The organism is Streptomyces sp. NPDC030814, assembly GCF_055572155.1.
This window is the reverse complement of the sequence record NZ_JBVIDX010000019.1, coordinates 92,037-118,799: the sequence shown is the minus strand read 5'-3', so window position 1 is coordinate 118,799 and position 26,763 is coordinate 92,037. Positions and strand designations below refer to the sequence as shown.

Annotated in this window: 18 protein-coding genes and 1 pseudogene; 9 read left to right on the top strand and 10 right to left on the bottom strand. The window is 71.9% G+C overall.

Going from position 1 to position 26,763, the window contains the following annotated elements:
- The first annotated feature begins 256 nt into the window (after positions 1 to 256).
- Positions 257 to 3,013, top strand: coding sequence for a pyruvate, phosphate dikinase (gene ppdK, locus ACZ43N_RS31370; RefSeq protein ID WP_468102424.1), 2,757 nt, complete (start codon positions 257 to 259; stop codon positions 3,011 to 3,013).
- 273 nt (positions 3,014 to 3,286) lie between these two features.
- Positions 3,287 to 3,652: a hypothetical protein gene (locus ACZ43N_RS31365; RefSeq protein WP_468102423.1), complete on the top strand. Its 366-nt coding sequence runs from the start codon at positions 3,287 to 3,289 to the stop codon at positions 3,650 to 3,652.
- Here the strand turns inward: ACZ43N_RS31365 and ACZ43N_RS31360 are convergent.
- The 5 genes from ACZ43N_RS31360 to ACZ43N_RS31340 form a co-directional block, all read right to left on the bottom strand.
- Positions 3,637 to 5,049, bottom strand: coding sequence for a condensation domain-containing protein (locus ACZ43N_RS31360; RefSeq protein WP_468102422.1), 1,413 nt, complete (start codon positions 5,047 to 5,049; stop codon positions 3,637 to 3,639). The two genes, ACZ43N_RS31365 and ACZ43N_RS31360, sit on opposite strands and share 16 nt — an antisense overlap.
- 127 nt (positions 5,050 to 5,176) lie before the next feature.
- A complete protein-coding gene (locus tag ACZ43N_RS31355; RefSeq protein ID WP_468102421.1) occupies positions 5,177 to 6,502 on the bottom strand; it encodes a glycosyltransferase in 1,326 nt (441 codons plus the stop codon).
- Between the two features lie 73 nt (positions 6,503 to 6,575).
- Positions 6,576 to 7,733, bottom strand: a complete 1,158-nt coding sequence (locus tag ACZ43N_RS31350) for an alkaline phosphatase PhoX (RefSeq protein ID WP_468102420.1) — start codon at positions 7,731 to 7,733, stop codon at positions 6,576 to 6,578.
- Positions 7,734 to 7,987: 254 nt separating this feature from the next.
- A complete protein-coding gene (locus ACZ43N_RS31345; RefSeq protein ID WP_468102419.1) occupies positions 7,988 to 9,643 on the bottom strand; it encodes a sensor histidine kinase in 1,656 nt (551 codons plus the stop codon).
- On the bottom strand, positions 9,640 to 10,848 hold the full coding sequence (locus ACZ43N_RS31340; protein ID WP_468102418.1) for a response regulator transcription factor: 1,209 nt from the start codon (positions 10,846 to 10,848) through the stop codon (positions 9,640 to 9,642). Before ACZ43N_RS31340 ends, ACZ43N_RS31345 begins: the two co-directional genes overlap by 4 nt.
- A gap of 276 nt (positions 10,849 to 11,124) precedes the next feature.
- Here ACZ43N_RS31340 and ACZ43N_RS31335 point away from each other — a divergent pair, with 276 nt between their 5' ends.
- The 3 genes from ACZ43N_RS31335 to ACZ43N_RS31325 all read left to right on the top strand — a co-directional run bounded on the left by ACZ43N_RS31335 (position 11,125) and on the right by ACZ43N_RS31325 (position 15,145).
- Entirely contained in the window at positions 11,125 to 11,784 is a 660-nt protein-coding gene (locus ACZ43N_RS31335) for a carbonic anhydrase (protein ID WP_468102417.1), read from the top strand.
- Positions 11,785 to 12,053: 269 nt separating this feature from the next.
- On the top strand, positions 12,054 to 14,015 hold the full coding sequence (locus tag ACZ43N_RS31330) for a SulP family inorganic anion transporter (protein ID WP_468102416.1): 1,962 nt from the start codon (positions 12,054 to 12,056) through the stop codon (positions 14,013 to 14,015).
- Between the two features lie 197 nt (positions 14,016 to 14,212).
- Entirely contained in the window at positions 14,213 to 15,145 is a 933-nt protein-coding gene (locus ACZ43N_RS31325; RefSeq protein WP_468102415.1) for an oxidoreductase, read from the top strand.
- Positions 15,146 to 15,252: 107 nt separating this feature from the next.
- On the opposite strand, the gene nirD is transcribed toward ACZ43N_RS31325, so the two are convergent.
- Genes nirD through ACZ43N_RS31310 form a run of 3 tightly spaced genes read right to left on the bottom strand, consistent with a single transcriptional unit; the run spans position 15,253 to position 19,429 of the window.
- Positions 15,253 to 15,603, bottom strand: coding sequence for a nitrite reductase small subunit NirD (gene nirD / locus ACZ43N_RS31320; RefSeq protein ID WP_468102414.1), 351 nt, complete (start codon positions 15,601 to 15,603; stop codon positions 15,253 to 15,255).
- On the bottom strand, positions 15,600 to 18,215 hold the full coding sequence (gene nirB, locus ACZ43N_RS31315; RefSeq protein ID WP_468102413.1) for a nitrite reductase large subunit NirB: 2,616 nt from the start codon (positions 18,213 to 18,215) through the stop codon (positions 15,600 to 15,602). Before nirB ends, nirD begins: the two co-directional genes overlap by 4 nt.
- Positions 18,212 to 19,429: an NAD(P)/FAD-dependent oxidoreductase gene (locus tag ACZ43N_RS31310; RefSeq protein WP_468102412.1), complete on the bottom strand. Its 1,218-nt coding sequence runs from the start codon at positions 19,427 to 19,429 to the stop codon at positions 18,212 to 18,214. The genes nirB and ACZ43N_RS31310 overlap by 4 nt, the downstream gene beginning before the upstream one ends.
- A gap of 290 nt (positions 19,430 to 19,719) precedes the next feature.
- Here ACZ43N_RS31310 and ACZ43N_RS31305 point away from each other — a divergent pair, with 290 nt between their 5' ends.
- Positions 19,720 to 20,505 carry a sulfite exporter TauE/SafE family protein gene (locus ACZ43N_RS31305; RefSeq protein ID WP_468102411.1) on the top strand — a complete coding sequence of 262 codons (786 nt, stop codon included), beginning with the start codon at positions 19,720 to 19,722 and terminating at the stop codon, positions 20,503 to 20,505.
- A gap of 222 nt (positions 20,506 to 20,727) precedes the next feature.
- Here ACZ43N_RS31305 and ACZ43N_RS31300 read toward each other — a convergent pair.
- Positions 20,728 to 21,269: pseudogene (locus tag ACZ43N_RS31300) on the bottom strand (hypothetical protein).
- 348 nt (positions 21,270 to 21,617) lie between these two features.
- Here ACZ43N_RS31300 and ACZ43N_RS31295 point away from each other — a divergent pair.
- Positions 21,618 to 22,166, top strand: coding sequence for an NADPH-dependent FMN reductase (locus ACZ43N_RS31295; protein WP_468102410.1), 549 nt, complete (start codon positions 21,618 to 21,620; stop codon positions 22,164 to 22,166).
- A 289-nt stretch (positions 22,167 to 22,455) separates the two neighbouring features.
- Here ACZ43N_RS31295 and ACZ43N_RS31290 read toward each other — a convergent pair whose 3' ends face one another.
- Complete coding sequence (locus ACZ43N_RS31290; RefSeq protein WP_468102409.1) at positions 22,456 to 24,546, bottom strand: sigma-70 family RNA polymerase sigma factor; 2,091 nt, start codon at positions 24,544 to 24,546, stop codon at positions 22,456 to 22,458.
- A gap of 274 nt (positions 24,547 to 24,820) precedes the next feature.
- Here ACZ43N_RS31290 and ACZ43N_RS31285 point away from each other — a divergent pair, with 274 nt between their 5' ends.
- Entirely contained in the window at positions 24,821 to 25,882 is a 1,062-nt protein-coding gene (locus ACZ43N_RS31285) for a permease (protein ID WP_468102408.1), read from the top strand.
- Positions 25,879 to 26,757, top strand: a complete 879-nt coding sequence (locus tag ACZ43N_RS31280) for a TIGR03943 family putative permease subunit (RefSeq protein WP_468102407.1) — start codon at positions 25,879 to 25,881, stop codon at positions 26,755 to 26,757. Before ACZ43N_RS31285 ends, ACZ43N_RS31280 begins: the two co-directional genes overlap by 4 nt.
- The last annotated feature ends 6 nt before the right edge of the window (positions 26,758 to 26,763 follow it).

The following is a 26,763-nucleotide window of genomic DNA, read 5'->3' as shown; positions in this document are numbered from 1 at the left end:
CTTTGATCGTTCATCGCGCGAACTCAGACGTGTGGATTGCTGCTCATTTGAGCGCTGAGGTGGGTCCTCGATCTCCGCCGCCTTCAAGAGGTGAACGCATCGGCGTTCAACTCCTTGCCAAGCTTTGACTTTCGATCTGCTGGCGGACGGGTGGTTACAGGCGCATGACGCACAAGTGGACGTACCCAGGAGCCTTTGATCTGGGTATGTTCCTCGCCGTCAGGGCAGCCACCGCGTCCTCAAGGAGTTGGGACCTGTGTCGGAAAACAAAGATCCCCACGTAGGCCACGTAGGCCACGTAGCTCAGAGCGTTGAGGGCGTGAAGTTCGTCTATGACTTCACCGAGGGCAACAGGGACCTCAAGGACCTCCTCGGTGGCAAGGGTGCGAACCTCGCCGAGATGACCAACCTCGGTCTCCCCGTGCCGCCCGGCTTCACCATCACCACCGAGGCATGCAAGGTCTACCTCGACAGCGGCGAGGAGCCCGCGGCACTGCGTGACGAGGTGACCGCCCACCTGGAGGCCCTCGAGAAGCGCATGGGCAAGAAGCTCGGCCAGGGCGACAACCCGCTCCTCGTCTCGGTCCGTTCCGGCGCCAAGTTCTCCATGCCCGGCATGATGGACACCGTCCTGAACATCGGCCTCTCGGACAAGTCCGTGAAGGGCCTCGCCGACCAGGCCGGTGACGAGCGCTTCGCGTGGGACTCCTACCGCCGGCTCATCCAGATGTTCGGCAAGACCGTCCTCGGCGTCGACGGGGAACTCTTCGAGGACGCCCTCGACAAGGCCAAGGAGACCAAGAACGTCACGGTAGACACCGAGCTGGAGGCCGCCGACCTCAAGAAGCTGGTCACCACCTTCAAGAAGATCGTGAAGAAGGAGGCCGGCCGGGACTTCCCGCAGGACCCCCGCGAGCAGATGGACCTGGCCATCAAGGCCGTCTTCGACTCGTGGAACGGCGACCGCGCGAAGCTCTACCGCCGACAGGAGCGCATCCCGCACGACCTCGGCACCGCCGTCAACGTCTGCTCCATGGTCTTCGGCAACCTCGGCCCCGACTCCGGCACCGGCGTCGCCTTCACCCGTGACCCCGCCTCCGGCCACCAGGGCGTCTACGGCGACTACCTGCAGAACGCCCAGGGCGAGGACGTGGTCGCGGGCATCCGCAACACGGTCCCCCTGGCGGAGCTGGAGTCGATCGACAAGAAGTCGTACGACCAGCTGATGCAGATCATGGAGACGCTGGAGAACCACTACAAGGATCTCTGCGACATCGAGTTCACCATCGAGCGCGGCCAGCTGTGGATGCTCCAGACCCGCGTCGGCAAGCGCACGGCGGGCGCGGCCTTCCGGATCGCCACCCAGCTCGTCGACCAGGGCCTCATCGACGAGGCCGAGGCGCTCCAGCGCGTCAACGGGGCGCAGCTCGCGCAGCTGATGTTCCCGCGCTTCGACGAGGACGCGAAGGTCCAGCAGGTCGGCCGGGGCATCGCGGCGTCGCCGGGCGCGGCCGTCGGCAAGGCGGTCTTCGACTCGTACACGGCCGTGAAGTGGTCCCGGTCCGGCGAGAAGGTCATCCTGGTCCGCCGGGAGACCAACCCCGACGACCTCGACGGCATGATCGCGGCCGAGGGCATCCTGACCTCGCGCGGCGGCAAGACCTCCCACGCGGCCGTGGTCGCCCGCGGCATGGGCAAGACCTGTGTCTGCGGTGCCGAGGAGCTGGAGGTCGACACCAAGCGCCGCCGGATGACGGTGCCCGGCGGCCATGTGGTGGAGGAGGGCGACGTGATCTCCATCGACGGGTCGTCCGGCAAGGTCTACCTGGGCGAGGTCCCGGTCGTCCCGTCCCCCGTCGTGGAGTACTTCGAGGGCCGGATGCACGCCGGCGCCAACGACGCCGACGAACTGGTCGAGGCCGTCCACCGGATCATGGCCTTCGCGGACCGCAAGCGCCGGCTGCGGGTGCGGGCCAACGCGGACAACGCCGAGGACGCGATGCGCGCCCGTCGCTTCGGCGCCCAGGGCATCGGCCTGTGCCGTACGGAGCACATGTTCCTCGGCGACCGCCGTGAGCTGGTCGAGCGGCTGATCCTGGCCGACACGGAGGCGGAGCGCGAGGAGTCCCTGAAGGCGCTGCTGCCGCTGCAGAAGCAGGACTTCGTCGAGCTCTTCTCGGCGATGGACGGCCTGCCGGTGACGATCCGTCTGCTCGACCCGCCGCTGCACGAGTTCCTGCCGGACATCACCGAGCTGTCGGTCCGGGTCGCCCTGGCGGAGTCCCGCCAGGAGCCCCACGAGAACGAGCTCCGTCTCCTCCAGGCCGTCCACCGGCTGCACGAGCAGAACCCGATGCTGGGTCTGCGCGGCGTACGCCTCGGCCTGGTCATCCCCGGCCTGTTCACCATGCAGGTCCGGGCCATCGCGGAGGCGGCGGCCGAGCGGAAGAACGCCAAGGGCGACCCGCGCGCCGAGATCATGATTCCGCTCGTCGGGACGGTCCAGGAGCTGGAGATCGTCCGCGAGGAGGCCGACCAGGTCGTCGCGGAGGTCGAGGCGGCGACCGGTACCCGGCTGAAGCTGGCGATCGGCACGATGATCGAGCTTCCGCGGGCCGCGCTGACCGCCGGTCAGATCGCGGAGGCGGCGGAGTTCTTCTCCTTCGGCACGAACGACCTCACCCAGACGGTGTGGGGCTTCAGCCGGGACGACGTGGAGGCCTCCTTCTTCACCGCGTACCTGGAGAAGGGCATCTTCGGCGTCAGCCCGTTCGAGACGATCGACAAGGACGGTGTGGGCTCCCTGGTGAAGCTGGCCGCCGAGGCCGGCCGCGCCACCCGCCCCGACCTGAAGCTCGGCGTCTGCGGCGAGCACGGCGGTGACCCCGAGTCGGTCCACTTCTTCCACGAGGTCGGTCTCGACTACGTCTCCTGCTCCCCGTTCCGCATCCCGGTGGCCCGCCTGGAGGCCGGCCGCGCGGCGACCCACTCGGAGGGCAGCGACCACCGCTAGTGCACTGGCGGGCACCGCGAGGCACCCGCCTCGCACCCCGGACCCCGGAACCGCCGCTTGTCCCCGACCGACCCTCACCGATGGGCGGCGGTTCCGGATCACGAGAAGAGGGCGGCACCCCGTGCGGGGGGTGCCGCCCTCCGCCCGTACGGCCCGCCCGGTGTCGATCACGGGCAGGGAAACTCCCTGGCAGCCGGGGCGCGGCTGTCGGTAGCGTCGGGCGTTCCGCCGACCGCGATCCGGCAGTCGGCCCGTTCCCCGAGGGTGAGTTCCGTGAGTACGCCGCGCCAGACGCCGTCCGAGACGACCACGCTGTGGCGTCCCACCGGCCCCGAGGAGCTCGCCCTGGTGCGGGAGTCGGGGTGGAGGGCCTGGCCGCCGCGCCTTCCCGAGCAGCCGATCTTCTACCCGGTGCTCAACGAGGAGTACGCCGTGAAGATCGCGCGGGACTGGAACGTGAAGCACAGCGGGGCCGGGTTCGTGACCCGGTTCGAGGTCGACACCGGATTCCTGCGCCGGTATCCGGTGCGGCAGGCCGGCGGGGAGACGATCCTGGAGCTGTGGGTGCCCGCCGAGGAACTCGACGAGTTCAACGCGCACATCGTGGGCGCGATCGAGGTCACTCACGAGTTCCGCTGAGCGTCCCCGATCTCCCGCAGCACGCCCACGAGTTCGTCGTGCTGCGCGTCATTGATCTGTTGTGCCTCGGGTGTGTCGACATGCAGCGTGTTGACGTACAGGCCCGCCGCGGTCCGGTGGAACCAGTGGCTGATGCCGTTGCCGCAGGCCGCCCACACGTGCAGCCTGGGATTCCACTGGGGGTGCCGCTCGCCGCCGGGAGCCCTGCGGAAGTCGATGTACGAGAAGAAGTTCGCGGCGTACGGCCAGTGGTGCAGGGAGAAGGTCTCCGGGGCGAGCAGCTGCCAGGCCCGTACGAACGGCACGTCCACGTGCCGTTGCATCTCGGTGTAGGCGGCGCTCGCCCCGGCGATGGTGCCGGCGTGGCCACCGGCGCCCTCCTCGCCCACCTCGAACTCGATGGGCATGGTGTTCACGAACCAGCCCACGGAGTGCTCCCACACCTCCGCGTTCCTCTCACTGACCGGCATCAGGCCCCGGTACACCGCGGGGCCTCCCAGTCGGCGCAGCGCCGTCGCGGCCGCCGCCAGGACACCGGTGAAGACGCTGCCCCCTGCCGCCCGGGTGCCCGCCGCGAGGGCGTTCGTCTCGTCGGCGTCCAGCAGACGGCGGCTCCGGTTCGCCATGGGGTACAGGCGGTCGTCCGCCACCCCGATGTCGAAGGGGAACCGGGGGAAGAACCCGCCGTTCCGGGCGATGAAGCCCTTCCAGTACTCCAGCCGGTCGTCGTCGGCCTGCAGGGACGACCAGCGGCGCCGTTGTGCGTCCCCGAAGGTCAGATAGCTGGCCGCGGGCGGGAGTTCGGGGAGACGACCGGCCGTGTGCGCCGCGTATGCCGTCTGGATCTCGTTCACCACCACGGGCATCGACATGCCGTCGCACACGAGATGGTCGAAACAGAGATAGACGGTGGAACGCGATTCCCGGACCACCGCGCCCATCAGGAGCAACGGCCAGGAAAGCGTGTCGAGACTCTTGAACTCTTTGTCCAGATGGGTGTGCAGTTCCTCCGAGGTGTGGAAATGGCCGACCTGCTCCGCCTCCAGTGAGATGGACTCGGGGGAAAGGGCGGTGCAGGTCAGATCACCGGCCAGCCGCCGGAATTCACAGCGGAGCACCTCATGGCGGCGTACGAGGAGCAGGAGGGCGGATTCCAGGGCCGGAATGTCGAGGCGGCCGTCGATCTCGAAGGTGATGGTGATGGAGCTGGCGACGCAGTCACTCGTGCTCCGCGTCGCCTGGAACGACGAATGGTGCTTGTCCTGGTTGAAGGAGGCGGACTTGGACGCGGCGGCGGGATCGTCCTCCCTGGAACTGGGGGAGCGCTTGGTGCGCAGGGACCAGGAAATGACGGTTCCGGGCGCGATACTGGCATCGGCGAAAGGAATCTGTAGCACTCCGAGGCTCTCTGTTCGTATGTGTGGGGGGATCGGGGGATCGGGGGGATCGGGGGGTTGGGGGATCGGTGGGGGGTGTCGGCGGTGCGGACGCCGGGAGGCGAGGTCCGGGGGTGATCGGGGAGCGTCAAGTGAGGCAGGCCAGCAGGGAACTCACCGCCGCGTCGACGCCGTTCTCGGAGCGGATCAAGGGGGCCATCTCCGTCGCCCGATACCACAGGTGGCGGTCCTCCACCGCCCGGCCGATCGCCTCCGCCAGCCTCGCCGCCGTGAGGTGCCGGGCGGCGAGGGGAGCGTGGGCCACGCCCAGCGCCCGCATCTGTTCGGACCAGTAGGACTGGTCGCCCATGTGGGGGCAGAGGACCTGGGGCCGGCCGGCGGCGAGCGCGGCGCCCACGGTGTCGGGGCCGCCGTGGTGGACGACCGCCGCCGCGCGCGGGAAGAGCCAGTCGTGCGGCGCCTCCTTGATCGTCAGGACGTCCCGGGCGGGGGAAAACGGTTCGGCGCCGCCCCGCCCCGTCGCCACCACGGCCCGGACCCCGGCGAGCCGGACCGCCTCCATGACCAGGGCGTTGTTCCGGGGCGTCCGGGTGCCGGCCATGCTCCCGAAGTCGACGCAGACTGGCGTCGGCCCCTCGGCCAGAAACCGGATCAGCTCAGCGGGCGGTGTCCAGTCGGGACGCGCCGGCAGGAACCAGAAGCCCGTGGTGCGGACGGCGTCGCCCCAGACCGGGTCGACGGGCATCACATGCCGGCTGAACGACTGGAGGACCGGCCGCCGCTTGCCCTCGGGGTCGCGCAGCCACCGCCGGGCGCCGTGTCTGCGCGCCGCGAGTCCCAGTTCCGTCGTCCGCCAGCGCTCCACCTCACGGGACCGCTGGGTCGCCGTCACGACGGCGTACGTGCTGCGGTTCAAAAAGCGGGGCACTTTCGGCAACGGCAGGAGGGGGCAGGGGAATTCATCCGTGGGAATCCAGCCGGGCTGCAGGGCGACGACGACGGCGGGCACCTCCAGCATGTCCGCCACATGCTGGGCGGGAAAAGCCGCCGAATGCACCACCGCGGCCACATCCCCGTGGTCGTGCGCGATCGCGGCGACATCCCGCAGGGGGGGAATCAGCAATTGCTTCAGCCGGACGACCGTTCTTGCGGCCGCGATGTTCCCGCGTACTCCCAGCAGTCCGTGGTCGATGATCCGGCGGGTTTCCGGCTCGTCGAGAATGCGCGTGGGTCCGTCGTCGATCGCCGCGAAATCCACCCCGTACGCGGCGGCTTCGGCTGCGTAGGACGACGGGGCGGCCAATAACGGTGTGTGGCCGTGGCGACGGAGCGCCACGGCCAGTGCGAGGAAGGGGTGCACGTCCCCGCGAGTACCGCATGCCGCGAGGAGAACCTTGCGCGGGCGGATGCCGACTCCAGGGCTCGCCGGCCCCGATTCTTTGGGCAAGAGCACGCGCTGAACCTAGCAGAAGGGAAATCGAACGAGTTTGGCGTGGAAATGGGTTCGAAATTCCCTGGGGGAATTCTCAGGTGCGGAACGGCCCCGTCACCTCGTACGTGATGCCGCCCGACGAACTGCCGCTGGTGCCGCGCTGGCTGGAGAAGTACAGACGGCGGCCGTCGGGGGAGAAGGCGGGGCCGGTGATCTCGGAGGAGGACTGGCCCTCGATGCGGAGGAAGGGCGCGATGACGTCGTCCGGGGTGATCACGCAGATCTCCATGTTGCCGCCGTCCTCCGCGACGAAGAGATCACCGGAGGCGGTGCCGGTGACGTTGTCGACGCCGGTGAGCGGGGCCGTGCCACCGGTCACCAGAGAGTCGTCGTAGGCGAGTTCGATGGTCTGCGCGGCCGCGTCGTACTGCCAGACGCGATTGTCGCCCTTCGTCGTGAACCAGCAGGTGTTGTCGGCGTAGTAGCAGCCCTCGCCGCCGTTGAAGCGCTTGGCGCCGGACACCTGGTTGCGCGTGGCGGTCGCGCCGGACGGGTCGGGCACCCTCGACCAGGTCACCGGGCCGCTGGTGCCGGTGCCGCCCACCAGGACCTCCAGCGTGCCCGCCGACAGATCGCCCCACGTCGTCGGCCGGAAGCGGTAGAAGCAGCCGTCGGAGACGTCCTCCGTCATGTAGACGACCCCGCGTGTCGGGTCGGCGGCAGCCGCCTCGTGCTTGAACCGGCCCATCGCGTCCCGGCGCACCGCCGCCTTCGCGCCCCACGGGTCGGTCTCGTAGACGTATCCCCGGTCGACCTCCTCGCACGACAGCCAGGTGTTCCAGGGCGTCTTGCCGCCCGCGCAGTTCGTCCGGGTGCCCGAGAGGATGCGGTATGCCGAGGTGACCGCGCCCGTCGACGAGAACCGCACCGCGCTCGCACCGCCGGACGGGCTGATCTCCGAGTTGGAGACATAGATCCAGCCGCTGCCGTCCGCGTAACAGGCCCCGCCGTCGGGCGCGTTGTGCCAGGTGTACGACGTGCCGGGTACCGTCTGGCCGGAGCGGGCGATCACCCGGCTGGTGAAACCGCTCGGGAGTCTGATGCCGCCCGCGTCCGGCGCGCCGAGGGCGCCGTACGGGCCCGCGCCCGGCTGGGCGGGCGCGGCGTACGCGGCGCCACGCCACAGGGTTCCGCCGAACGCGGTGGAGGTGCCGCCGAGGACGGCCGCGCGTAGCAGGGTACGACGTTCCACTGTCGCTCCAAGGGTGCGTTGACCGGCCCGCCTGCCGGTCGGCGGCGGGGTCGCGCGGTGATGGAACTTAGGGGAGCGTGATGGACGGCGCATGGACAGCCCATGACATGACCGTGCGGGGGCGTTCCCGGACGCCGACTGCGCCGGGCGTGCGCGGCCGCCGGCAGCGCGCGGGGGGTACGCGGTCGCCGGCTGCGCGCGCCGGGTACGCGGTCGTGGGGCGACGCGCACCCCCGGGCCCGTGAGGTGCCGGCTCACGCGGGCAGGGGCGGCGCCTCGCGCTTGCGCGGACCGGGCCGCGTACCGAAACCGTGGCCACCTGTCTGGGCCGGAGGCTCCGCCGAGGGCAGGCGGACGACGGCGTCCAGACCGCCCGTGGCGGCCTCGTGGAGCGAGACCACGCCGCCGCTGGCGTGCGCGAGACGCTGGACGAGGGAGAGACCGAGCCCGGTGCCGCCCTTGGGGGCGCCGGGAGCGCGCCAGAAGCGGTCGAAGGCGCGGGCCCGCTGCTCGGCCGTCATACCGGGTCCCTCGTCCGTGACATGCAGGTCGACCCAGGCGGGGCGGGCGTCGCGCAGGCCCCGGCGGGCGGGGACGAGCAGCCGTAGTTCCATGGTGACCGTGCTGTCGGACGGCGAGGCCCGCAGCGCGTTGGAGAGCAGGTTGTCGAGGATCTGCTCCACGGCTCCGGGCAGCGCCGTCACCGGGCCCACACTGCCCGCGAAGAGCACCAGCGAGACCCCGTCGCGGGCGAACAACGGGCCCCAGGTGCGGTGCCGTTCCGCGCAGATCGCGCCCACGTCGACCTGGACCGGGATGGCCGCCGCCTCCTCCAGGCGGGCCATCGCGAGCAGTCCCTCGACCATCCGGGCCAGCCGGTCGGTCTCGGTGACGGCGGCGTCGAGGCTCGGCCGGGCGTGCCGGGCGATGTCCGGCTCCAGGTTCTCCAGGCGCAGCCGCAGCGCCGCCAGCGGTGTCTTCAGCTGGTGCGAGGCCTCGCCGGCGAAGGCCCGCTGGGAGGCCAGCAGGTGTTCCAGCCGGGCGGCCGTCGTGTTGAAGGCCGCCGCCAGGCTGAGTACCTCCGGCGGGCCCGAGGTGACCTGCACGGAGGCAGCCGCCCCGCCCTCCGCGAGACGGTGCGTGGCCTCCTCCAGCTGCCGGATCGGCCGCCCCGCCCAGTGCGCGAACGCGAACGCCACCACCGCGACACCGGCGAGCACAGCGAGCCCGGCCAGCACCAGCAGCAGCCACACCGCGAACACCCGTGCGTGCACCATGGCCGTGGGCAGGGTGACGCGGACGGCACCCCGGGGCGCCTCGGCGGACGCCGTACGCCCGGCCGCACCCGAGTTCGTACGCCCGGCCGCACCCGGGCTCGTACGGGTACCCGTCAGCGTGTCCGTGCTCCGGGCCGCGTCGGCGCCCGCGGCCCCGACGGCACCGGCGTGCGTAGCGGCACCGGCGTCCGTGACCGTCGAGGTGGCCGTCGGTGTGTGCCCCACCGGGGCGGCCACGGACAGGTAGCGCACCCCGCCGGTCGTCGTCGTGCGGACGTCGGTGGTGGCGTGGCCCTTGAGCGCGGCGGAGATCTCGGGGAGGGAGGCCAGGTCCCGTTCCTCGTCCTCGGACAGGTCGTGCGAGGTGGCCAGCAGGTTCCCCCGGGAGTCGACGATGACCACCTTGCCGCCGATGCGCTCGGCGCAGTGCTCGGCCCGTTCGGCGAGTTCGTCCGGACGCCGGGCCGCGAGCGACAGCGCGGCGAACGCGGCGACCGACTCGGCCTCGTCGTTGGCGGAGTTGACGATCCGCTCGCGTTCGGCCCTCGAGTAGACGAAGCCCAGCGGGATCTCCAGGCCCAGGAGGACGAGCGCGGCGAGGCTGAGGTAACTCAGCAGCAGGCGGCGGGTCATGACGCCGTCGCCTCGGGCGGGTGCTGCCGGACAGGACCGGCTCCCGGCCCCCGGCCCTGCCCCGGCCCGGGGGCGCGGACGGCGAGCCGGAAGCCGACACCCCGCAGGGTCTGGATCCACGCCGGGTCGCCGAGCTTGCGGCGCAGGGTCGCGACATGCACGTCCAGGGTCTTGGTGGGGCCCTGGTAGTGGTCGTCCCAGACCCGGTTGAGGATCTGCTGCCGGGAGTAGACCGCCCCGGGGTCCTCGGTGAGCAGCGCCAGCAGTTCGAACTCCTTCGGCGTCAGCGCGACCGGCACGTCCCCCACCCACACCTGCCGCGTCCGCCGGTCCACGACCAGCGGTCCGGGCGACGGTACGGCACGGTCGCCCACGGCAGCCGGGTCGGAGGCGTCACGGGGTTCGGCCGGGGCCTGTTCGTAGGCAGGCGGTTCGTAGGCGGGCGGTTCGTAGGCGGGCGGTTCGTAGCCGGGAGACTCGTGGACGGGGGTGCCGTGTGGGGGAGTGCCGAAGGGCGGGCCCGCGAAGAGGCGGCCTCCCGGGGCGGGGGTGCCGTAGCCGGGGGTGCCGTGGGGCGGGGTGCCGAACGCCTGGGGGTGTTGCACGGAGGCCACCCGAGCCGGCGCCCCCTGTGCCGGCGTCCCGTGCGCGGGCGTCTCGTTCGCCGTCGCCCAGTCGTACTCGGGTGAGGCGCCGGCGCCGGTCCGGGCGCCGGCACGCGGCCCCGCCTCCCCGGTCCGGGGCACGGCCGGGGTCCCGGACACCACCTCTCCCCGTACGGTGAACTCCTCTCCCCGGAGCCCGGGGTGGGCGAACGCGTCGGCCGGTGCTCCCTGGCCCGGCCCCGGCCGTTGATGCCGTCGGGACACCGCCCGTATCCGGGCCACCAGCTCGCGGATGCTGAATGGTTTCGCCAGGTAGTCGTCGGCGCCCAGCTCCAGCCCCAGGACGCGGTCGGCCTCCTCGCCCCGCGCGCTGAGGATGATGATGGGGACGTCCGAGGACCGGCGGATGCCACGGCAGACATCGATGCCGTCCATGTCGGGCAGACCGAGGTCCAGCAGGACGACGTCGCCGTGTGGACCTCTCAACCCGTCCGCGCCGGTGGTCACGTGGTGGACCGCCAGGCCGAAGTGGCGCAGCCCGTCGGCGAGCGGTTCGGCGATCGTCTCGTCGTCCTCGATGAGCAGCACTCGTACGCCCATGGCGTCCTGTCTCTCCAAAGGGGTCCGTACAACACGGTTCCCGTGCTGTGGGGTCGACCACGCTACAAGAGACCGAACAGTAATGTGCAGGGAATCCGGAGCATTGTGAAATCACCCTCAGAAACCGCTTGTATTCAGCCGGTCGAGCTATGGAGAAGGGGCGTCTGGCTGAAATCTATGGAAACCCTGGCGGCGTTTTAGTGTTCGCTTAACCTTCCTCTGGTCATCGCCCCCCTACGGTCGTAACACCTGGTCGGAAGCAGCAAGGAGGGCAAGATGAAGGCGTTGCTGGATCGCGCCCGGTCGTTCAGGCGCCGGGTCGACTTCGAGAGCGACGAATACCGGAAACTCGCCGTCGGGCAATTCCCCGAGGCGCTGTTCATTACCTGCTCGGACTCACGGGTGATACCCGCGCTGATCACCGGAGCGCGCCCCGGCGAGATATTCGAGCTACGGAATGCGGGCAACATCGTGCCGCCGCACGACGCGTACGGAGCGGCCTCCGGTGAGGCCGCCACCATCGAGTACGCACTGGAGGTGCTCGGCGTTCAGGACATCGTCGTCTGCGGTCACTCCCACTGCGGGGCGATGGGCGCGCTGAAGTACCGCGCCGACCTGTCCGGCCTGCCCAGGGTGGACGCCTGGCTCGACTACGCCCGCCCCGCGCTCGAACCCGTCCTGGGCGACGGCGGCGCGGCGGACGGTGTGGCCGGCGGGCCCGCCGTGGGGATCGCCGCCGCGTCCGACGACCCCTCGCTGCGCGAGGTCGTCCAGCTCAACATCCGCAGCCAGCTCGCGGTGCTCCGCGAGTACCCCGTCGCCCGGCAGCAACTGGACGCCGGGCGGCTGCGGTTGCACGGCTGGTACTACGAGATCGACACCGGCACGGTCCACGAACTCGACGAGGACGGCGGCTTCCGGGTGCACGGCTCATGAGCGGCGCGCACGGCCGGCACGCGGCGGGCGCCCGAAGGGCCGCCGCCCCGGGTGAATCGGGCGGCGGCCCGCGGGGAGCGGAACGGGGGGCGAAGGTGCCCGGCCCGCAGGTGTCCGTCGAGGGCCCCGGCACCCGCAGGCGCGCGGGAGGCTCCGGTTGGGCCGGGGCCTTTGGGTGGGCGAGCGGCTCGCGGCGCGCGGGTGGCTCCGGACGGGTGGATCGCTCGGAGCGGATGGATGACCGGGAGCGGATGGATGACCGGGAGCGGATGGATGATTCGGAGCGGATGGGTGACTCGGAGCGGGCTGATGCGTCCCGGCAGGCGGGTGGGCCGGGGCAGGCCGGAGCCTTCGAGTGGGTGGGTGGCTCCGGGCACGGGGTTCCCGAGCGGGCCGGTGCCTTCGAGCGGGCCGGTGCCTTCGAGCGGGCCGAGGGATACGAGCGGACCGGTGGCTCGCAGCGGATCGGCGGCTCAGGGCGGGGCCGGGGTGCCGGGCGGATCGACCTCGGTACGGAGATCACCGCCTCCCTCGTCGTGTTCCTCGTCGCGCTGCCGCTCTGCATCGGCGTGGCCGTCGCCTCCGGTGTGCCCGCCGAGCTGGGCATCATCTCGGGGGTGATCGGCGGTCTGGTGGTCGGCGCGGTGCGCGGCAGCACCCTCCAGGTCAGCGGGCCGGCGGCCGGGCTCGCCGCGCTGGTCGCCGAGACGGTGACGGAGTTCGGCGTCGCCATGCTGGGCGTGATCGTCCTCTTCTCCGGCGTCTTCCAGATCGTGCTGGGCCTGGTGAAGCTGGGCCGGATGTTCCAGGCGATCTCCCTCGCCGTCGTCCAGGGCATGCTCGCCGGCATCGGACTGCCGCTGATGTTCAGCCAGTTGTACCCGCTGACCGACGCCAAGGCGCCGGGCACCCCCTTCGAGAACATGGCCGGGGTCCCGGGGCTGATCGCCGGCACCGTGACCGATCCGCAGGCGCTCATCGCCGCCGGGCTCGGAACCGTCACCGTCGTGCTGAGCTTCGTGTGGAAGCACATCCCTGGTCCGGCCGCCGTCAGGAAGATCCCGGCCGCGCTCGTGGCCGTCGGGATCGGTATCGCCGTCGCCTCCCTGCCGGGCGTCGAGGTGAAGACGCTCCAGGTGGGCAATCTGCCGGCCTCCGTGGACGTGCCCGGACCCGGACAGCTTGCCGGGCTCGCCGACGCGGGGATCATCACGGCGATCCTCACGTTCACGGTGATCGCCTCGGCGGAGAGCCTGTTCACGGCCGCCGCCGTGGACCGGATGCACAACGGGCCGCGCACCCGCTACAACACCGAGCTGATCGCTCAGGGAGCGGGCAACACGGTCGCCGGCCTTCTCGGCGCGCTGCCCATCACCGCCGTCGTGGCCCGGAGTTCGGCGAATGTGCAGGCCGGGGCCAAGACCCGGGTCTCCCGCACGCTCCACGGGCTCTGGCTGCTCGCGTTCGCGCTGCTGCTGCCGCAGGTGCTCGCCCTCATCCCGATCTCCGTGCTCGCGGGCGTGCTGGTGCACAGCGGCTGGAAGCTGTTCGCGCCGGAGGAGTTCCCGAAGATGTGGCGGCAGGACCGCGGGGAGTTCGCCGTCATGGCGTTGACGACACTCGTCATCACGGCGACGGCGCTGCTCGAAGGGGTGCTGTTCGGGCTTGCGGCGGGTGTGGTGCTGGCCGCGCTGCGGATGTCGCAGACCGTGGTGCGCCAGCACATCGAGGACGACACGGCGAAGGTCGTCATGGCGGGCAATGCGACGTTCCTGCGGTTGCCGCGGCTGATCGACGCCCTGGAGAACGCGGCGGCCTCCGGGAAGCCGCGGATCCGGCTCGACCTGCTGGGGGTCACGCACCTCGACCACGCCTGCCGCAGCCAGGTCGAGGAGTTCGTGACGCAGCAGCGGGGGGCCGGGGTGCGCGTCGAACTGCTGATGCCGGAGCTGACGGCGACGGGGGCGAAGGCGGTCCCCGAGGGGCCGGGGGCGGGGCGGTCCGCGGCGCCGGTGCCGCCGATGCCGGAGACGTCGCCGACGGCGCAGGTCCCGGTGGTTCCGGAGGTGCCGGCGGGTCCGGCCGTATCCGGGGCGGGCTGGGGGCAGGCGCAGGACCGGGATCTCGCGCCGGTGGGTGCGGGGGCCGGGCCGGGGCCCGATGCCGAGTGGTTCTATCTCGACACGAGGCCGATGCCGGGGAGTGCCGAGGAGTCCCGGTCGTCGTGGTAGGGCGCCTTCCGGCTCGGGGCGCGGGTGCGCCGGCATGTGCGGCGTCCGTCGTGGTCGCTCGCACGGTTCCCCGCGCCCCTGAGAGCAGGGGCCGCGCCCCGCTTCCCTCCGGCCCGCAGGGTCCCCCGAACCGCAGACAACCGGCCCGCCCCCTCATACGCTGAGGGCTTCGGAAACGCTTTCGAAAGGGCGGCGGCATGGCGGGTTGGAACGTGAACGACATCCCGGACCAGCGCGGCCGCGCCGCCGTCGTGACCGGCGCGAACAGCGGCATCGGTTACGTCACCGCCCGCGAACTCGCCCGGCGGGGCGCCCATGTGGTGCTCGCCTGCCGCAGCGAGGAGCGGGGCGTCGCGGCTCTGGAACGGATGAGAGCCGAGGTGCCCGGCGGCCACGTCGAACTGCTGCGGCTGGACCTCGGGGACCTCGCATCGGTGCGGCAGTTCGCCGTCGCGTACGAGAGGACGTACGAGCGGCTCGATCTGCTGATCAACAACGCGGGTGTGATGGCCGTCGCGGAGGGCCGTACCGCCGACGGGTTCGAGACCCAGTTCGGGACCAACCACCTCGGGCACTTCGCGCTCACGGGGCTGCTGGCGCCCCTGCTGCTCACCACCGACGGCGCGCGGGTCGTGACCCTCTCCAGCGGGATGCACCTACGGGCCGACATCGACCTCGACGACCTGGACACCGCGCGCAAGTACGGGCGTTGGCTGGCCTACGGCCGTTCCAAGACGGCCAATCTGCTGTTCACCCACGAGCTGGCCCGGCGGCTGGCGGCGGCCGGCTCCGATGTCGTCGCCGCGGCCGCCCACCCCGGCTACGCGGCGACGAACCTGCAGACCTCGGGGGCCAAGGCGGAGGGCCGCAAGGCGACCGAGCGGTTCATGCGGGTCGGCAACCGGTTCTTTGCCCAGTCCGCCGAAGCGGGCGCCCTGCCCACGCTGTACGCGGCCACCGCGCCCGGCGTCGCCCCCGACTCCTTCATCGGCCCCCGGTTCCTGATGTGGCGCGGTGCGCCCGCCAGGTCACCGCGCGCCCCGTGGACCCTCGACGACCGGGCGGGCGAGCTCCTCTGGGAGCGCTCGGAGCGGCTGACCGGGGTGTCGTACGACCAGCTGAAGTCCTGACCCGGGGCGACCGCAACCCGGGAGCGCGGCCCGGCGAACGCCGCGGCGCCGGAACGGTCCGTGCCCGTTCCGGCGCCGAATGGCGGGAGTCGCCGCCATGACGGGCGTTACGACGCCCGTACCTCGTACGTCCTGATCCGCACCGTCTCGTCGTCGAGGCACTGCCCGTTCTCCAGGTCGAAGCGCTGCTTCAGGAGGGGCGAGGCGACGAACGGCCGGCCCTGGTACGAGCCGGTGAGGCCGCGGGAGAGGACCGCCGCGCCGCTGAACGGGTCGCGGTTGTCGACGGCGTACAGGGTGCCCGCGCGATCGCGGAAGATGGCCACCTGCTCGCCGTCGGGCAGCAAGGCCGCCACACCGCGGCCCGGCAGCAGGGCGCTCAGGTCGCAGACCGTGAGCCAGTCGTCGGCGAGCCGCAGTTGGACCTTCAGGTCGGTCGTCTCGGGTGCCAGGGTCATCGCTGGGCGGTTCCTTCCAGGACGTCTTCGGCGGGGCGCAGGCCGATGGACAGAAGCGGCAGGTCGGGCTTGATCTGGTCGCGCTCGGGCACGAAGCCCACGACCGGGTCGGGGGTGTCCGGCGCGTTCACGAAGGACACGAAACGGGCGAGCTTCTCGGGGTCGTTGATGGTGTCGGCCCACTCGTCGCGGTAGTGGGAGACGTGCGCCGCCATCAGCGACTCCAGCTCCTCGCAGATGCCGAGGGAGTCCTCCACCACCACGTCACGCACGTGGTCCAGTCCGCCGGGGATCCGCTCCAGCCAGGTCGACGTGCGCTCCAGGCGGTCCGCCGTGCGGATGTAGAACATCAGGAAGCGGTCGATCAGCCGGATCAGCTCGGCGTCGGAGAGGTCCTGCGCCAGCAGGTCCGCGTGGCGCGGGGTGGCGCCGCCGTTGCCACCGACGTAGAGGTTCCAGCCGTTGGTGGTGGCGATGACGCCGAAGTCCTTCGACTGCGCCTCGGCGCACTCGCGGGCGCACCCCGAGACCGCCGACTTGAGCTTGTGCGGGGAGCGCAGGCCCCGGTAGCGCAGCTCCAGGTCGATGGCCATGCGGACGGAGTCCTGGACGCCGTAGCGGCACCAGGTCTGCCCGACGCAGGACTTCACCGTGCGCAGGGACTTGCCGTACGCGTGGCCCGACTCGAAGCCGGCGTCCACCAGCCGGGTCCAGATGAGGGGGAGCTGCTCGACGCGGGCGCCGAACATGTCGATCCGCTGACCGCCGGTGATCTTGGTGTAGAGGCCGAAGTCGCGGGCGATCTCACCGATGACGATCAGGCCCTCGGGGGTGATCTCACCGCCGGGGATGCGCGGGACGACCGAGTACGAGCCGTTCTTCTGGAGGTTGGCGAGGAAGTGGTCGTTGGTGTCCTGGAGGGCCGCCTGCTCGCCGTCCAGGACGTAGACGTCGGCGCCGATCGTCGGGGCCAGGGAGGCGATGATCGAGCCGACCGCCGGCTTGCAGATCTCGCAGCCGTCGCCGCCCCGGGCCTCCTCACGGCCGTAACGGTCCAGCAGGTCCTGGTACGTGTTGATGCGCAGCGCCAGGACGATCTCGTACAGCTCCTCGCGGGTCTGCGAGAAGCACGCGCACAGGCCCTTGTCGACGACGACGCCGCCGGCCTCCAGCTCGGCGTTGACCAGCTGGCCGAGGACCTTGACGCAGGAGCCGCAGGTCGTACCGGCCTTGGTGCACTTCTTCACCTCGGGCACGGTGGTGCACTTGTGCTCGGTGACCGCCTCGCGGATCGTGCCCTTGCGGACGTTGTTGCAGGAGCAGATGATCGCGTCGTCCGGCAGCGCGGTCGGGCCGAGCTGGGCGGACTCACCGGCACCGGCGGGCAGCACCAGCGACTCGGGCGAGACCGGCGGGACGGAACCGGTGAAGGCCTTCAGCGTGCCGTACGCCTCCGCGTCGCCGACCAGGATGCCGCCGAGGAGCGTGCCGTCCCGGCCGATGACCAGCTTCTTGTACAGGCCGGAGCGGGAGTCGGAGTAGACGACGTCCAGGCAGTCCTCGGTGGTGCCGTGCGCGTCACCGAAGGACGCCACGTCCACGCCGAGGAGCTTCAGCTTGGTGGACAGGTCGGCTCCCGTGAACGACAACTGCTCCGCCTCGTCGGCGGCGATGGCCGCGGCGGCCGTCTCGGCCTGCTCGTAACCGGGGGCCACCAGGCCGTACACCCGGCCGTCGGCGGCCAGCGCGCACTCGCCGATCGCGAAGACGTGCGGGTCACAGACCGTACGGCACTGTTCGTCGACGGTGATGCCGCCGCGCTCGCCGACGGTGAGACCGCAGTCGCGGGCGAGCTGGTCGCGGGGGCGGACACCGGCGGAGAACACCACCATGTCGGTGGCGAGTTCGGAGCCGTCGGACAGCTTCATACCGGTGACCGCGCCGTCCTCGCCGACGACGATCTCCTGCGTGCCCACCCCGGTGTGCACGGACAGGCCCATCTCCTCGATGGTCCGCAGCAGCGCGGCACCGCCGCCCTCGTCGACCTGCACCGGCATCAGCCGCGGCGCGAACTCCACGATGTGCGACTCGATCCCGAGACCCTTGAGCGCACCCGCGGCCTCCAGACCGAGCAGACCGCCGCCGACCACGGCACCCACCCGCGCCCTGCTCTTCGCGTACTCCTCGATCGCGAGCAGGTCCTCGATGGTGCGGTAGACGAAGCAGCCCTCGGCGTCCTTGTTCGGGACCGGCGGCACGAACGGGTACGAGCCGGTGGCGAGGACGAGGACGTCGTAGTCGAAGACCTGACCGGACCTCGCGGTGACCTTGCGGGCCTCGCGGTCCACGGTCACCGCCGGGTCGCCGATGTACAGCTCGATGCCGTGGCTCTCGATGAACGCCATGTCCGTCATCGACAGGTCCTCGGGCGTCTTCCCCGAGAAGTACGAGGTCAGTGCCACACGGTCATAGGCGGGGCGCGGCTCCTCGCAGAGCACGACCACGCGGTGCGTGGCGGTCAGGCCGCGCTCGGCGAGCGCTTCGAGGAAGCGCTGGCCGACCATGCCATGGCCGACGAGCACGATCGTGGGGTTCGCCCCAGTGGCGGTCATCGAGAGCCTCCATCGTTGGTGAGCAGGTGGAGCAGAGGGCCGTTGTCGGGGAGCGGCTCTGCTCCCTCCCAGGCGCGGGCGAGCGCGCCGACGGTGCCGAGTTCGCCGACGAGCACCCCGCCGACCAGGCGGTCGTCACGGACGACGACCTTGCGGTAGGTGCCACGGGTGGCGTCGGCGAGCTGGATGACGTCGTCACCGGGCCGGGCGTCGGGCTCGCCGAACGCGGCGAGATCGAGGAAGTCCTGACCGGCGAGCGTCAGCCGGGTCAGGGCGCGGGTGCCGGTGTAGCGGGAGCCCGTGTCCCCCGCGAGCAACGCGGCGAGTACGTCGGCCTGTTCGAGCGCCGGAGTGGCGAGCCCGTAGACCGTGCCCTCGAACTGGGCGCAGTCGCCGATCGCGTGGATGCGCGGGTCGGAGGTGCGCAGCTCCTCGTCGACGATGACGCCCTTGTGCACCGCGAGTCCCGCGTCCTGCGCGAGACCCACCCGGGGGTGGACACCGCAGGCGATGACGACGAGGTCCGCGTCGAGCGCGTACCCGTCGGCCAGCGACACCGATCGCACACTCCCGCCGACGCTGCGCACCGCACGTACCCGGGTCTCGGTGTGCACCTCGACACCGAGGTCTGCCAGATGCCGCCGGACCAGCCTGGACGCCGACGGGTCGAGCTGGCGCTCCATCAGCCGCTCGCCCTGCTGGGCGAGGACCACCTGGGCGCCGCGCTGGGCGAGCGCCCGCGAGGCGGAGACGCCGAGCAGCCCGCCGCCGATGACGACGGCCCGTACACCCGGCCGCACCGCCTTCGACAGCCCCAGGCAGTCGTCCATGGTCCGGAAGGCGTGCACACCCTCGGGGAACTCGTGCCGCTCGGGGTCCCACAGGCCGCGCAGCGGGGGCAGCACGGGGTTCGAACCGGTCGCGAGGACGAGGGTGTCGTACGCGACATCCTTACCGTCCGCGAGATGTACGGCTCTCATCTCGCGGTCGATGCGGACGACCCGGCCACGGGTCAGCCGAGGGGGCGCGGGCAGCGCGATGACCTCGGGCGCGTACCGCCCGGCCAGGACATCGGCGAGCAGCACCCGGTTGTACGGTGTGTGCTCCTCCTCGCCCACCAGGGTGGCGGACACACCGAGCTCTCCCAGCCGCCGGGCGAGACGTACGCCCGCAAGGCCGGAGCCGATCACCACCACACGCTCATTCGAGGTCATGTCCTTGAGCGTGCGGTGCCGGTGTTACCCGACCGCATCACCTCTGTTTCCCGTGGGGAACGCTGCCCTCCCCGCGGTTCGTGCCGGAGTGTGAGGGGTTTCCGAGGGGCCGGGGTGGGGTGTGAGAACAGCGCCCGGACCGCCGCTGACCAGGACAGACGACGGTCATGCGGGCGTATACGGCAGAGCGGGGGCCCGGTGGTGCCGGCCGACGGCGGGGCCGCCGCGGAACCTCAGAAAACCCTCAGGTCGATGGACGGCGCACCTATGTGCCCCCGTAGGGTCCGATCATGCCCGACATGTCGCTGACCATGGTGGTCGTCCTCTGCCTCGCGGCCCTCGCGGCCGGCTGGGTCGACGCCGTGGTGGGCGGCGGCGGGCTGCTGCTCCTGCCCGCCCTGCTCCTCGGCCTGCCGAACGGTGCCTCCGCCGCCCAGTACGCCCTCGGCACCAACAAGGCGGTCGCGATCGTCGGCACCACCGGCGCGGCGGTGACCTACGCCCGCCGCACCCCGGTGGACGTACGGATCGCCGTACGCATCGGCCTCGCGGCGCTCGCCGGCTCGACGGCCGGTGCCTTCGTCGCCGCCGGGATGAGCACGGAGATCCTGAAGCCGGTCGTCATGGTCGTCCTGCTGGGCGTGGGCGCCTTCGTGATCCTGCGCCCGTCCTTCGGCACGGCACCCGCCACCGGTCCGGTCTCGCCCCGCCGTGTCCTCGCCGCGATCGGCCTCGCGGGTGTCGGCATCGGTTTCTACGACGGTCTCATCGGCCCCGGCACCGGCACGTTCCTCGTCCTCACCCTCACCGCCGTCCTCCATCTCGACCTCGTCACCGCCTCCGCCACCGCCAAGATCGTCAACTGCTGCACCAACGCGGGCGCCCTCGCCACGTTCGCCTGGAAGGGCACGGTGTACTGGCAGCTGGCCGCGCTGATGGCCGTGTTCAACCTCGTCGGGGGGACGGTCGGCGCGCACACGGCGCTGAAGAAGGGCAGCGGCTTCGTCCGGGTCGTGCTGCTGACGGTGGTGTTCACGCTGGTGTCGAAGATGGCGTACGAACAGTGGGTGGCGTGAGCGTGGCATGGCCGCCATGAATGGTCCGGTCCGGTCAGGGGGCGCGGCTGCCGTGAGGCGGGCGAAGACGACGGCGTTCCCAGGCAGCCGGTCGAGCGGGAGTACCCGCCGCCGCAGGTGATCTTCCCTCCGTCCCGGTTCCTCCCCTCCGGGCCGAAGGGGCGGAGGCCCGGAGGGGAGGAGGGGACGGCGGTACCGGCCACGGACAGCGGAGGGTGTCGGTCAGATCCCGTCGCCTCTCGCCCGGCGATGCGGGAGCCAGGTACCGCCCACGGCGGCGACGGTCGGAGCCGTCACGCTCGCCGTGGTCCGCGCGGGGTCGGAGCCGAACGCGCCGCCGACCCCCGTCTTCACACCCCCCTCCGGCGCGTCGGCCCCGCGCTGTGGGCGCCGGCCAGCGAGACCATGAGGTCCCCGGCGACCCGGCGCCCGCCCCGCGCGTAGGTCGCGACGATCTCGTACGTGCCCGGCTGGGCGCTCGGCGGCACCTAGAACCGCCCGCTGGGCCACGGTTGCCCGGCGCAGGGCGCCAGCCGGAGGGAGCCGGCCCCGACCGCGCCGGCGTCGCCCGTGCCCGCACTGTCCGCACCGCAGGCCGCCGTGGCGGCGGTCGCCTCATCACCTGGGATGACACCGGCAGGGACCGGCTCCGGTCGCCCGCCGCCCTCCCCGCCGTACGCCGGGGCGGTGGCGAAGGCGACGGTGAGGGCCGCGGTGAGGACGGTGAGCGCGGTGCCGGTCAGCGGCCGGGCGGTACGTCGCATCGAGCCTGCTCCTCCCGAGAGTCCGCCTTGGCCTTCCGAGGTGAGGCGCGCACGGACCGAAGCGCTCCCTGAAGGCCCGTCGGAATGCGGGTGTACGGGCCTCGCGGAGAGCGGACACGCGCTGGGCGGGCGTCGTTCGGGCTGGTCATCGATGTGGCGGGCGGACAGGGCGCGAAGGACGGGGCGGGGGAGGTGTGAAGGGGTGACCCGGGGGGAGTTGACCTCAAGTGGAGTTGAGGTATGAGGGTGGTCGCCATGACGACCTCGACAGCAAAAGAGCAAGCCGTTCCCCACACCGCTCCCGGCTCTTCCTAGCCTCTCTCCGCCTCCGTCCCGGTCCGGGTGACGGTGGTCATCGGGAGCAACCGCACGGGGCGGTTCGGACCGGTGGTGGCCGAATGGCTCATGCGCCGGGTGCGTGAGCACGACGACTTCGAGGTGGACGTCGTGGATGTCGCCGAGAGCGACCTTCCGACGACGCTCGCGCCGACCCCCGAGGCGACGGCGCAGTTGGCGGAGGTCACGCCGAAGCTGGCGTCCGCCGAGGCGTTCGTGGTGCTGACACCCGAGTACAACCACTCCTACCCGGCGGCCCTGAAGAACCTCATCGACTGGCACTTCCACGAGTGGCGTGCCAAACCGGTCGCCCTGGTCTCCTACGGCGGCGTCTCCGGCGGCCTCCGCGCGACCGAGCACCTCCGCCAGGTCTTCGCCGAGCTCCACGCCACCACCGTCCGCGACACGGTCTCCTTCCACAACGTGCACGGCTCCTTCGACGAAACAGGCCACCTCAAGGATCCGGCCGGCCCCGACGCCGCGGCGAAGGTGATGCTCGATCAACTGGCGTGGTGGGGGAGGGCTCTGAGGGAGGCGAAGGAGAGGCGGCCGTACGGGTGATGGCGGCCGGACGCGTCGGGCGCGGGTGGTTCGTGGTTTCTCGCGCAGTTCCCCGCGCCCCTGGAGGAGTGGGCCTGCGGCCCGCCCTTCATCGGAAAGCACGGGGCCGCAGGCCCCTGCTTTCCAGGGGCGCGGGCGACTGCGCGCCCAGCCCCACCCACCCGCACCACCGCCGACGAACCCCGGACCCCCGCCCCCGAGGCGCCCAAGCGGGGTCGAAGGGGCGCCGGCCCCAGGGACGGGAACGGGTAGGGGCGGCCGGGGCGAAATGGTGCACCCCCACGCCCTCTCAACCCCCGCAACCGCCCCCGGACCCCCCATGCCCCGGCTCCCCGGGCGGCGGCCCGACCGGCCCGGGCGCCGCACCACCCGGCGAATCGCCCTCAGGAGTGCCCGGCGCCCCCGGATGGTCGGGGACGTCGGGGTTCTCCGGCGTGTCCGGCGCGTCCGGCGCCTCTGGGGTGTCGGGGACCTCGGGGTCGTCAGGTGTCTCCGGGGTGTCCGGGGCTTCCGGTGTGTCGGGGACGTCGGGGTTCTCTGGTGTGTCCGGCGTGTCCGGCGGCGCCGGGGCCTCTGGGGTGTCGGGGACCTCGGGGCCGTCAGGTGTCTCAGGTGTCTCCGGGGTGTCCGGGGCTTCCGGGGTGTCGGGGACGTCGGGGTTCTCTGGTGTGTCCGGCGTGTCCGGCGGCGCCGGGGCCTCTGGGGTGTCGGGGACCTCGGGGTCGTCAGGTGTCTCCGGGGTGTCCGGGGCTTCCGGGGTGTCCGGGACATCGGGGTTCTCCGGTGTATCCGGGGTGTCCGGCACCTCCGGCCCGCCCGGCGCTTCCGGAGTCACCGGTTCGTCCGGCTCCGTCGGCACATCCGGCTCCGCTGGGCCCCCCGGCTCACCCGTGTCACCCGGACCCTCAGGGGTGCCATCACCCCCGCCTTCATCCGCGCCCCCACCGCCCGGCTCGTCCCCGCCGCCCGTCGGCTCCTCCACGCCTCCTGAGTCCCCGCCGTCGGCCCCCTCGCCAGGCACCTGCACGGACTCCCCCTCATCCACCCCCGGATCCACGGCGGCGTCACCGTCACCCTCACCGCTGCCGACACCGTCACCCGAACCCGAACCGGCCCGGACAACGCCATCACCCCCGCGGACGCCACCACCCCCGCCGCCGGCCCACTCAGCCGCCCCCTCGCCGGAAGAGCCCACCGCATCCGTGTCGGCCCCCGCCCGCCCGACGCCTTCGTCCCCGGGCGCATCCGGCACCCGAGGCAACGGCGCCTCGGCCACCGGCACCCGGCGCGGCGGAACCGCCGAGGGGTCGAGGCCACCGAAGGCGATTCCCGCGGCGACTGCGGCGGCAGCGACGGCCGTGCCCATGGCGGCGACGGTCGGCCCCTTGGCCTTCACCCCACCCGTGGCGACCTGCCGCACGGAGTGAAGCAACTGGCCACCATGCCCACCCGAGGCCGCCCCCACGGCGCCACCGCCACCACTCGCACCACCGGCACCGGACACCCCGGCGGCGGCGCCACCCGCCCCGCCGGCCCCGGCGACGAACGACAGCAGGACCTTGCCCCCGGCCCCGCCCACGACAAAGAGGACCAGCGCCGGACCGACGAGCGCGGGAAGCCGGTCGTTCGTGCGCATCAGCACGGCGAGCCGCGTCCGGCAGTCATCGCACGCGTCCACATGGCTGAGCAGCTGCTCCGACTGCCGCGCGGTCGCTGTACCGCGCACATACGCCGGCATCCGCCCCCACCGCACCTGACACGCCGGATCGGCCGGCGCCCCCGGCTGTTCCCGCAGGAACGCCTGGCGCATCCCCTCCCGCGCCCGGTGCAACAGCACCGCCGTGGCGCCCTGCTTGGCGCCGATGCGCTGTCCGACCGCCTCCAGCGGCTGTCCCTCCGCCTCGGCGAGCCAGAGCGCCTGCACCCACCGCTCGGGCAGTTGGCCCAGCACCCGGACCAGCAGATCCACCGACGACACCTGCTCGGCCGGGTCCGCCGCGTCGTCCGCGCGGACGGCGGCCTCCGTCCGCTCGGGGGCGGTCGGATCCTCCGGCGTCTCCCGGGTCGCGCTCCCGGCGGCGGCCGCGAGATGCCGCACCGTCGTCATCAGATACGCCGGTACGTTGTCGATCTCGTGCCCCGCGGACAGCCGCCGCCAGACCCGGAAGTGCGCCTCGGCGGCCAGGTCCTCCGCCGTCCAGCTGTTCCGGGTGAGGGAGCGCGCGTAGGCGACCAGACGCGGATGCTGCTCCTCGTAGATCCGGGTGTACTCCGCGGTGGCGGACCCGGCGAGGGGGCCGGACGCGGGCAGGGAGCCTGGCGCGGACCCCTGGGCGGGCACGGTGGGCGCGGTCGGCGTAGGGGCGGGACCGTCGGTCATGGCAGGAACGCTCTCTTGTCGCCTGCTGATGGGACGAGGTCGATTTTGTATGCGTAGATGACAAAAATCTCAAGCAATCACGCAACGTGATACACGTCACACTGAGTTACCGTCCGAGTTGCCGCCCTGGCCGGCGTCCTCATGCTCCCCGCTCCGTTCCCGCCCATCGAACCACCCGCCGAACCGCCCGCCGCACGCGGTTCCGCCGACCCGGATCCCGTGACGCCGAAGCGCCCGCTATGTTCGATCCGATCATCCGACATTCGGAGCTGGCATGCAGAAGACAGACGGACCGGCCGGGGGGACGGCGCCGACGCGGGCGACCCGCTCGAACGTGACCGACCCGGACACGTCCACCGCGGCGAGCGCCCCCGAGCACTCCTGGCCCCGTCACTGGCCACTCCTGCTCCTCGGCGCGGCCGTGGTACCCGGTGCCGTGCTGTTCCTCGTCGGCCGGGGGCTGGAGGAACCGGCCGTGCAGGCATGGCGGACGGTGTGTCTGTCCATCGCCGTGCAGGCGCTGCCGTTCCTGCTGCTCGGTACGGCCCTGTCGGGGGCCATCAACGCGTTCGTGCCGGCGAGGGTGTTCAGCCGGGTGCTGCCCCGCAACCCCGCCCTGGCGGTCCCGGTGGCAGGCGCAGCCGGTGTCGTACTGCCCGGCTGCGAGTGCGCGTCCGTACCGGTCGCGAACAGCCTGATACGTCGTGGGGTGGACCCGGCCGCCGCGTTCGCGTTCCTGCTGTCGGCCCCGGCCGTCAACCCGATCGTCCTGATCGCCACGGCCGTCGCCTTCCCCGGCAGCCCCGAGATGGTGCTGGCACGGCTGCTCGCCTCGCTCCTCACCGCCGCCGCGATGGGCTGGCTGTGGCTCTGGCTGGGCCGGGCGGAGTGGCTGAAGCCGACCGCACGGCACACGGGACACCGGCCGGGGCAGAGCCGGTGGACGGAGTTCCGGCTCGGCTTCCAGCACGACTTCCTGCACGCGGGCGGCTTCCTGGTCGTCGGTGCGATGGCGGCGGCCACCTTCAACGTGGTGGTCCCGCGTTCCGTACTCGACACCTTCGCCGACTCGCCCTGGCTCTCGGTGCTGTTCCTCGCCGGGCTCGCCATCCTCCTGTCCGTCTGCTCCGAGGCCGACGCCTTCGTCGCCGCCTCCCTCTCCGGCTTCTCGCCCCTCGCGCGGCTGACCTTCATGGTGGTCGGGCCGATGGTCGACCTGAAGCTGATCGCCCTGCAGACGGGCACCTTCGGCCGGGCCTTCGCGATCCGCTTCTCCGCCGCGACCGTCGTCGTGGCGATTCTCGCCGGCGCCCTGATCGGAGGCGTACTGCTGTGAAACGACCCCTCCAGGCCCTCCTGCTCCTCCTCAGCGGCCTCGGCCTGCTCCACGCGACGGTGTTCACCGATCTCTACCTCAGATACGTGAAGGAGGGCATGCGCCCCCTGCTGATCGCCTCAGGAGCCCTGCTGCTCCTGCTGGGCGCGGCGGAGGCATGGTCGCTCCGAAAGCCGACCGTCCCGAACCCGGCCGTCCCGAACCCGGCCGTCCCGAACCCGGCCGTCCCGAACCCCACCGCCCGGGAAGCCGGCCCCGAAGCGACCCCCGCAGCCGGGACCACCGACCACGACACCGGCCCCGAAGGCCCCGGCACCCACGACCAGGATCACGACCACGCCCACGGCCACGATCACTCCACCCCACCCCGCATAGCCTGGCTCCTGCTGTTCCCCGCCCTGAGCCTGCTCTTCTACGCGCCTCCGGCCATCGGCGCGTACAGCGCGTCCCGTGAGGCGCCGAAGGCCGTGGCGGTCAAGGACCAGGACGAGTTCGAGCCGCTCCCCGCGACGTCCCCGCTCCCGATGACGCTGACGGACTTCACCACCCGCGTACAGCAGGACCGTGAGAAGGCCATCGAGGGACGAGTGATCCGCATGACCGGCTTCGCGACGCCCGACAAGAGCGGCGACGGCTGGTACCTGACCCGTTCGATCTTCAGCTGCTGCGCGGCGGACACCCAGTTCGTGAAGGTCCGCGCCCACGGCACCCCGGCCCCGCCCGCGGACACCTGGGTCACGGTCACCGGAACCTGGCACGCCGGCGGCACCCTCGGCACGAGCTCCGCCGACGTCGCCCTCGACGTCCGCACGCTCGAGAAGGTCGCCCGCCCGACGAACGGCTACACGGATGCCCTCCCGCCCCTGCCCGGCTGACGTCCG

Excerpts from the sequence above, each read along its gene's own strand:
- ACZ43N_RS31305 (WP_468102411.1), top strand. The coding sequence starts at position 19,720 with ATGCCCGACATGTCGCTGACCATGGTGGTCGTCCTCTGCCTCGCGGCC.
- nirB (WP_468102413.1), bottom strand. The coding sequence starts at position 18,215 with ATGACCGCCACTGGGGCGAACCCCACGATCGTGCTCGTCGGCCATGGC.
- ACZ43N_RS31330 (WP_468102416.1), top strand. The coding sequence starts at position 12,054 with ATGGATGATTCGGAGCGGATGGGTGACTCGGAGCGGGCTGATGCGTCC.
- ACZ43N_RS31310 (WP_468102412.1), bottom strand. The coding sequence starts at position 19,429 with ATGACCTCGAATGAGCGTGTGGTGGTGATCGGCTCCGGCCTTGCGGGC.
- ACZ43N_RS31285 (WP_468102408.1), top strand. The coding sequence starts at position 24,821 with ATGCAGAAGACAGACGGACCGGCCGGGGGGACGGCGCCGACGCGGGCG.
- ACZ43N_RS31345 (WP_468102419.1), bottom strand. The coding sequence starts at position 9,643 with ATGACCCGCCGCCTGCTGCTGAGTTACCTCAGCCTCGCCGCGCTCGTC.
- ACZ43N_RS31340 (WP_468102418.1), bottom strand. The coding sequence starts at position 10,848 with ATGGGCGTACGAGTGCTGCTCATCGAGGACGACGAGACGATCGCCGAA.
- ACZ43N_RS31325 (WP_468102415.1), top strand. The coding sequence starts at position 14,213 with ATGGCGGGTTGGAACGTGAACGACATCCCGGACCAGCGCGGCCGCGCC.
- ACZ43N_RS31290 (WP_468102409.1), bottom strand. The coding sequence starts at position 24,546 with ATGACCGACGGTCCCGCCCCTACGCCGACCGCGCCCACCGTGCCCGCC.
- ACZ43N_RS31335 (WP_468102417.1), top strand. The coding sequence starts at position 11,125 with ATGAAGGCGTTGCTGGATCGCGCCCGGTCGTTCAGGCGCCGGGTCGAC.
- nirD (WP_468102414.1), bottom strand. The coding sequence starts at position 15,603 with ATGACCCTGGCACCCGAGACGACCGACCTGAAGGTCCAACTGCGGCTC.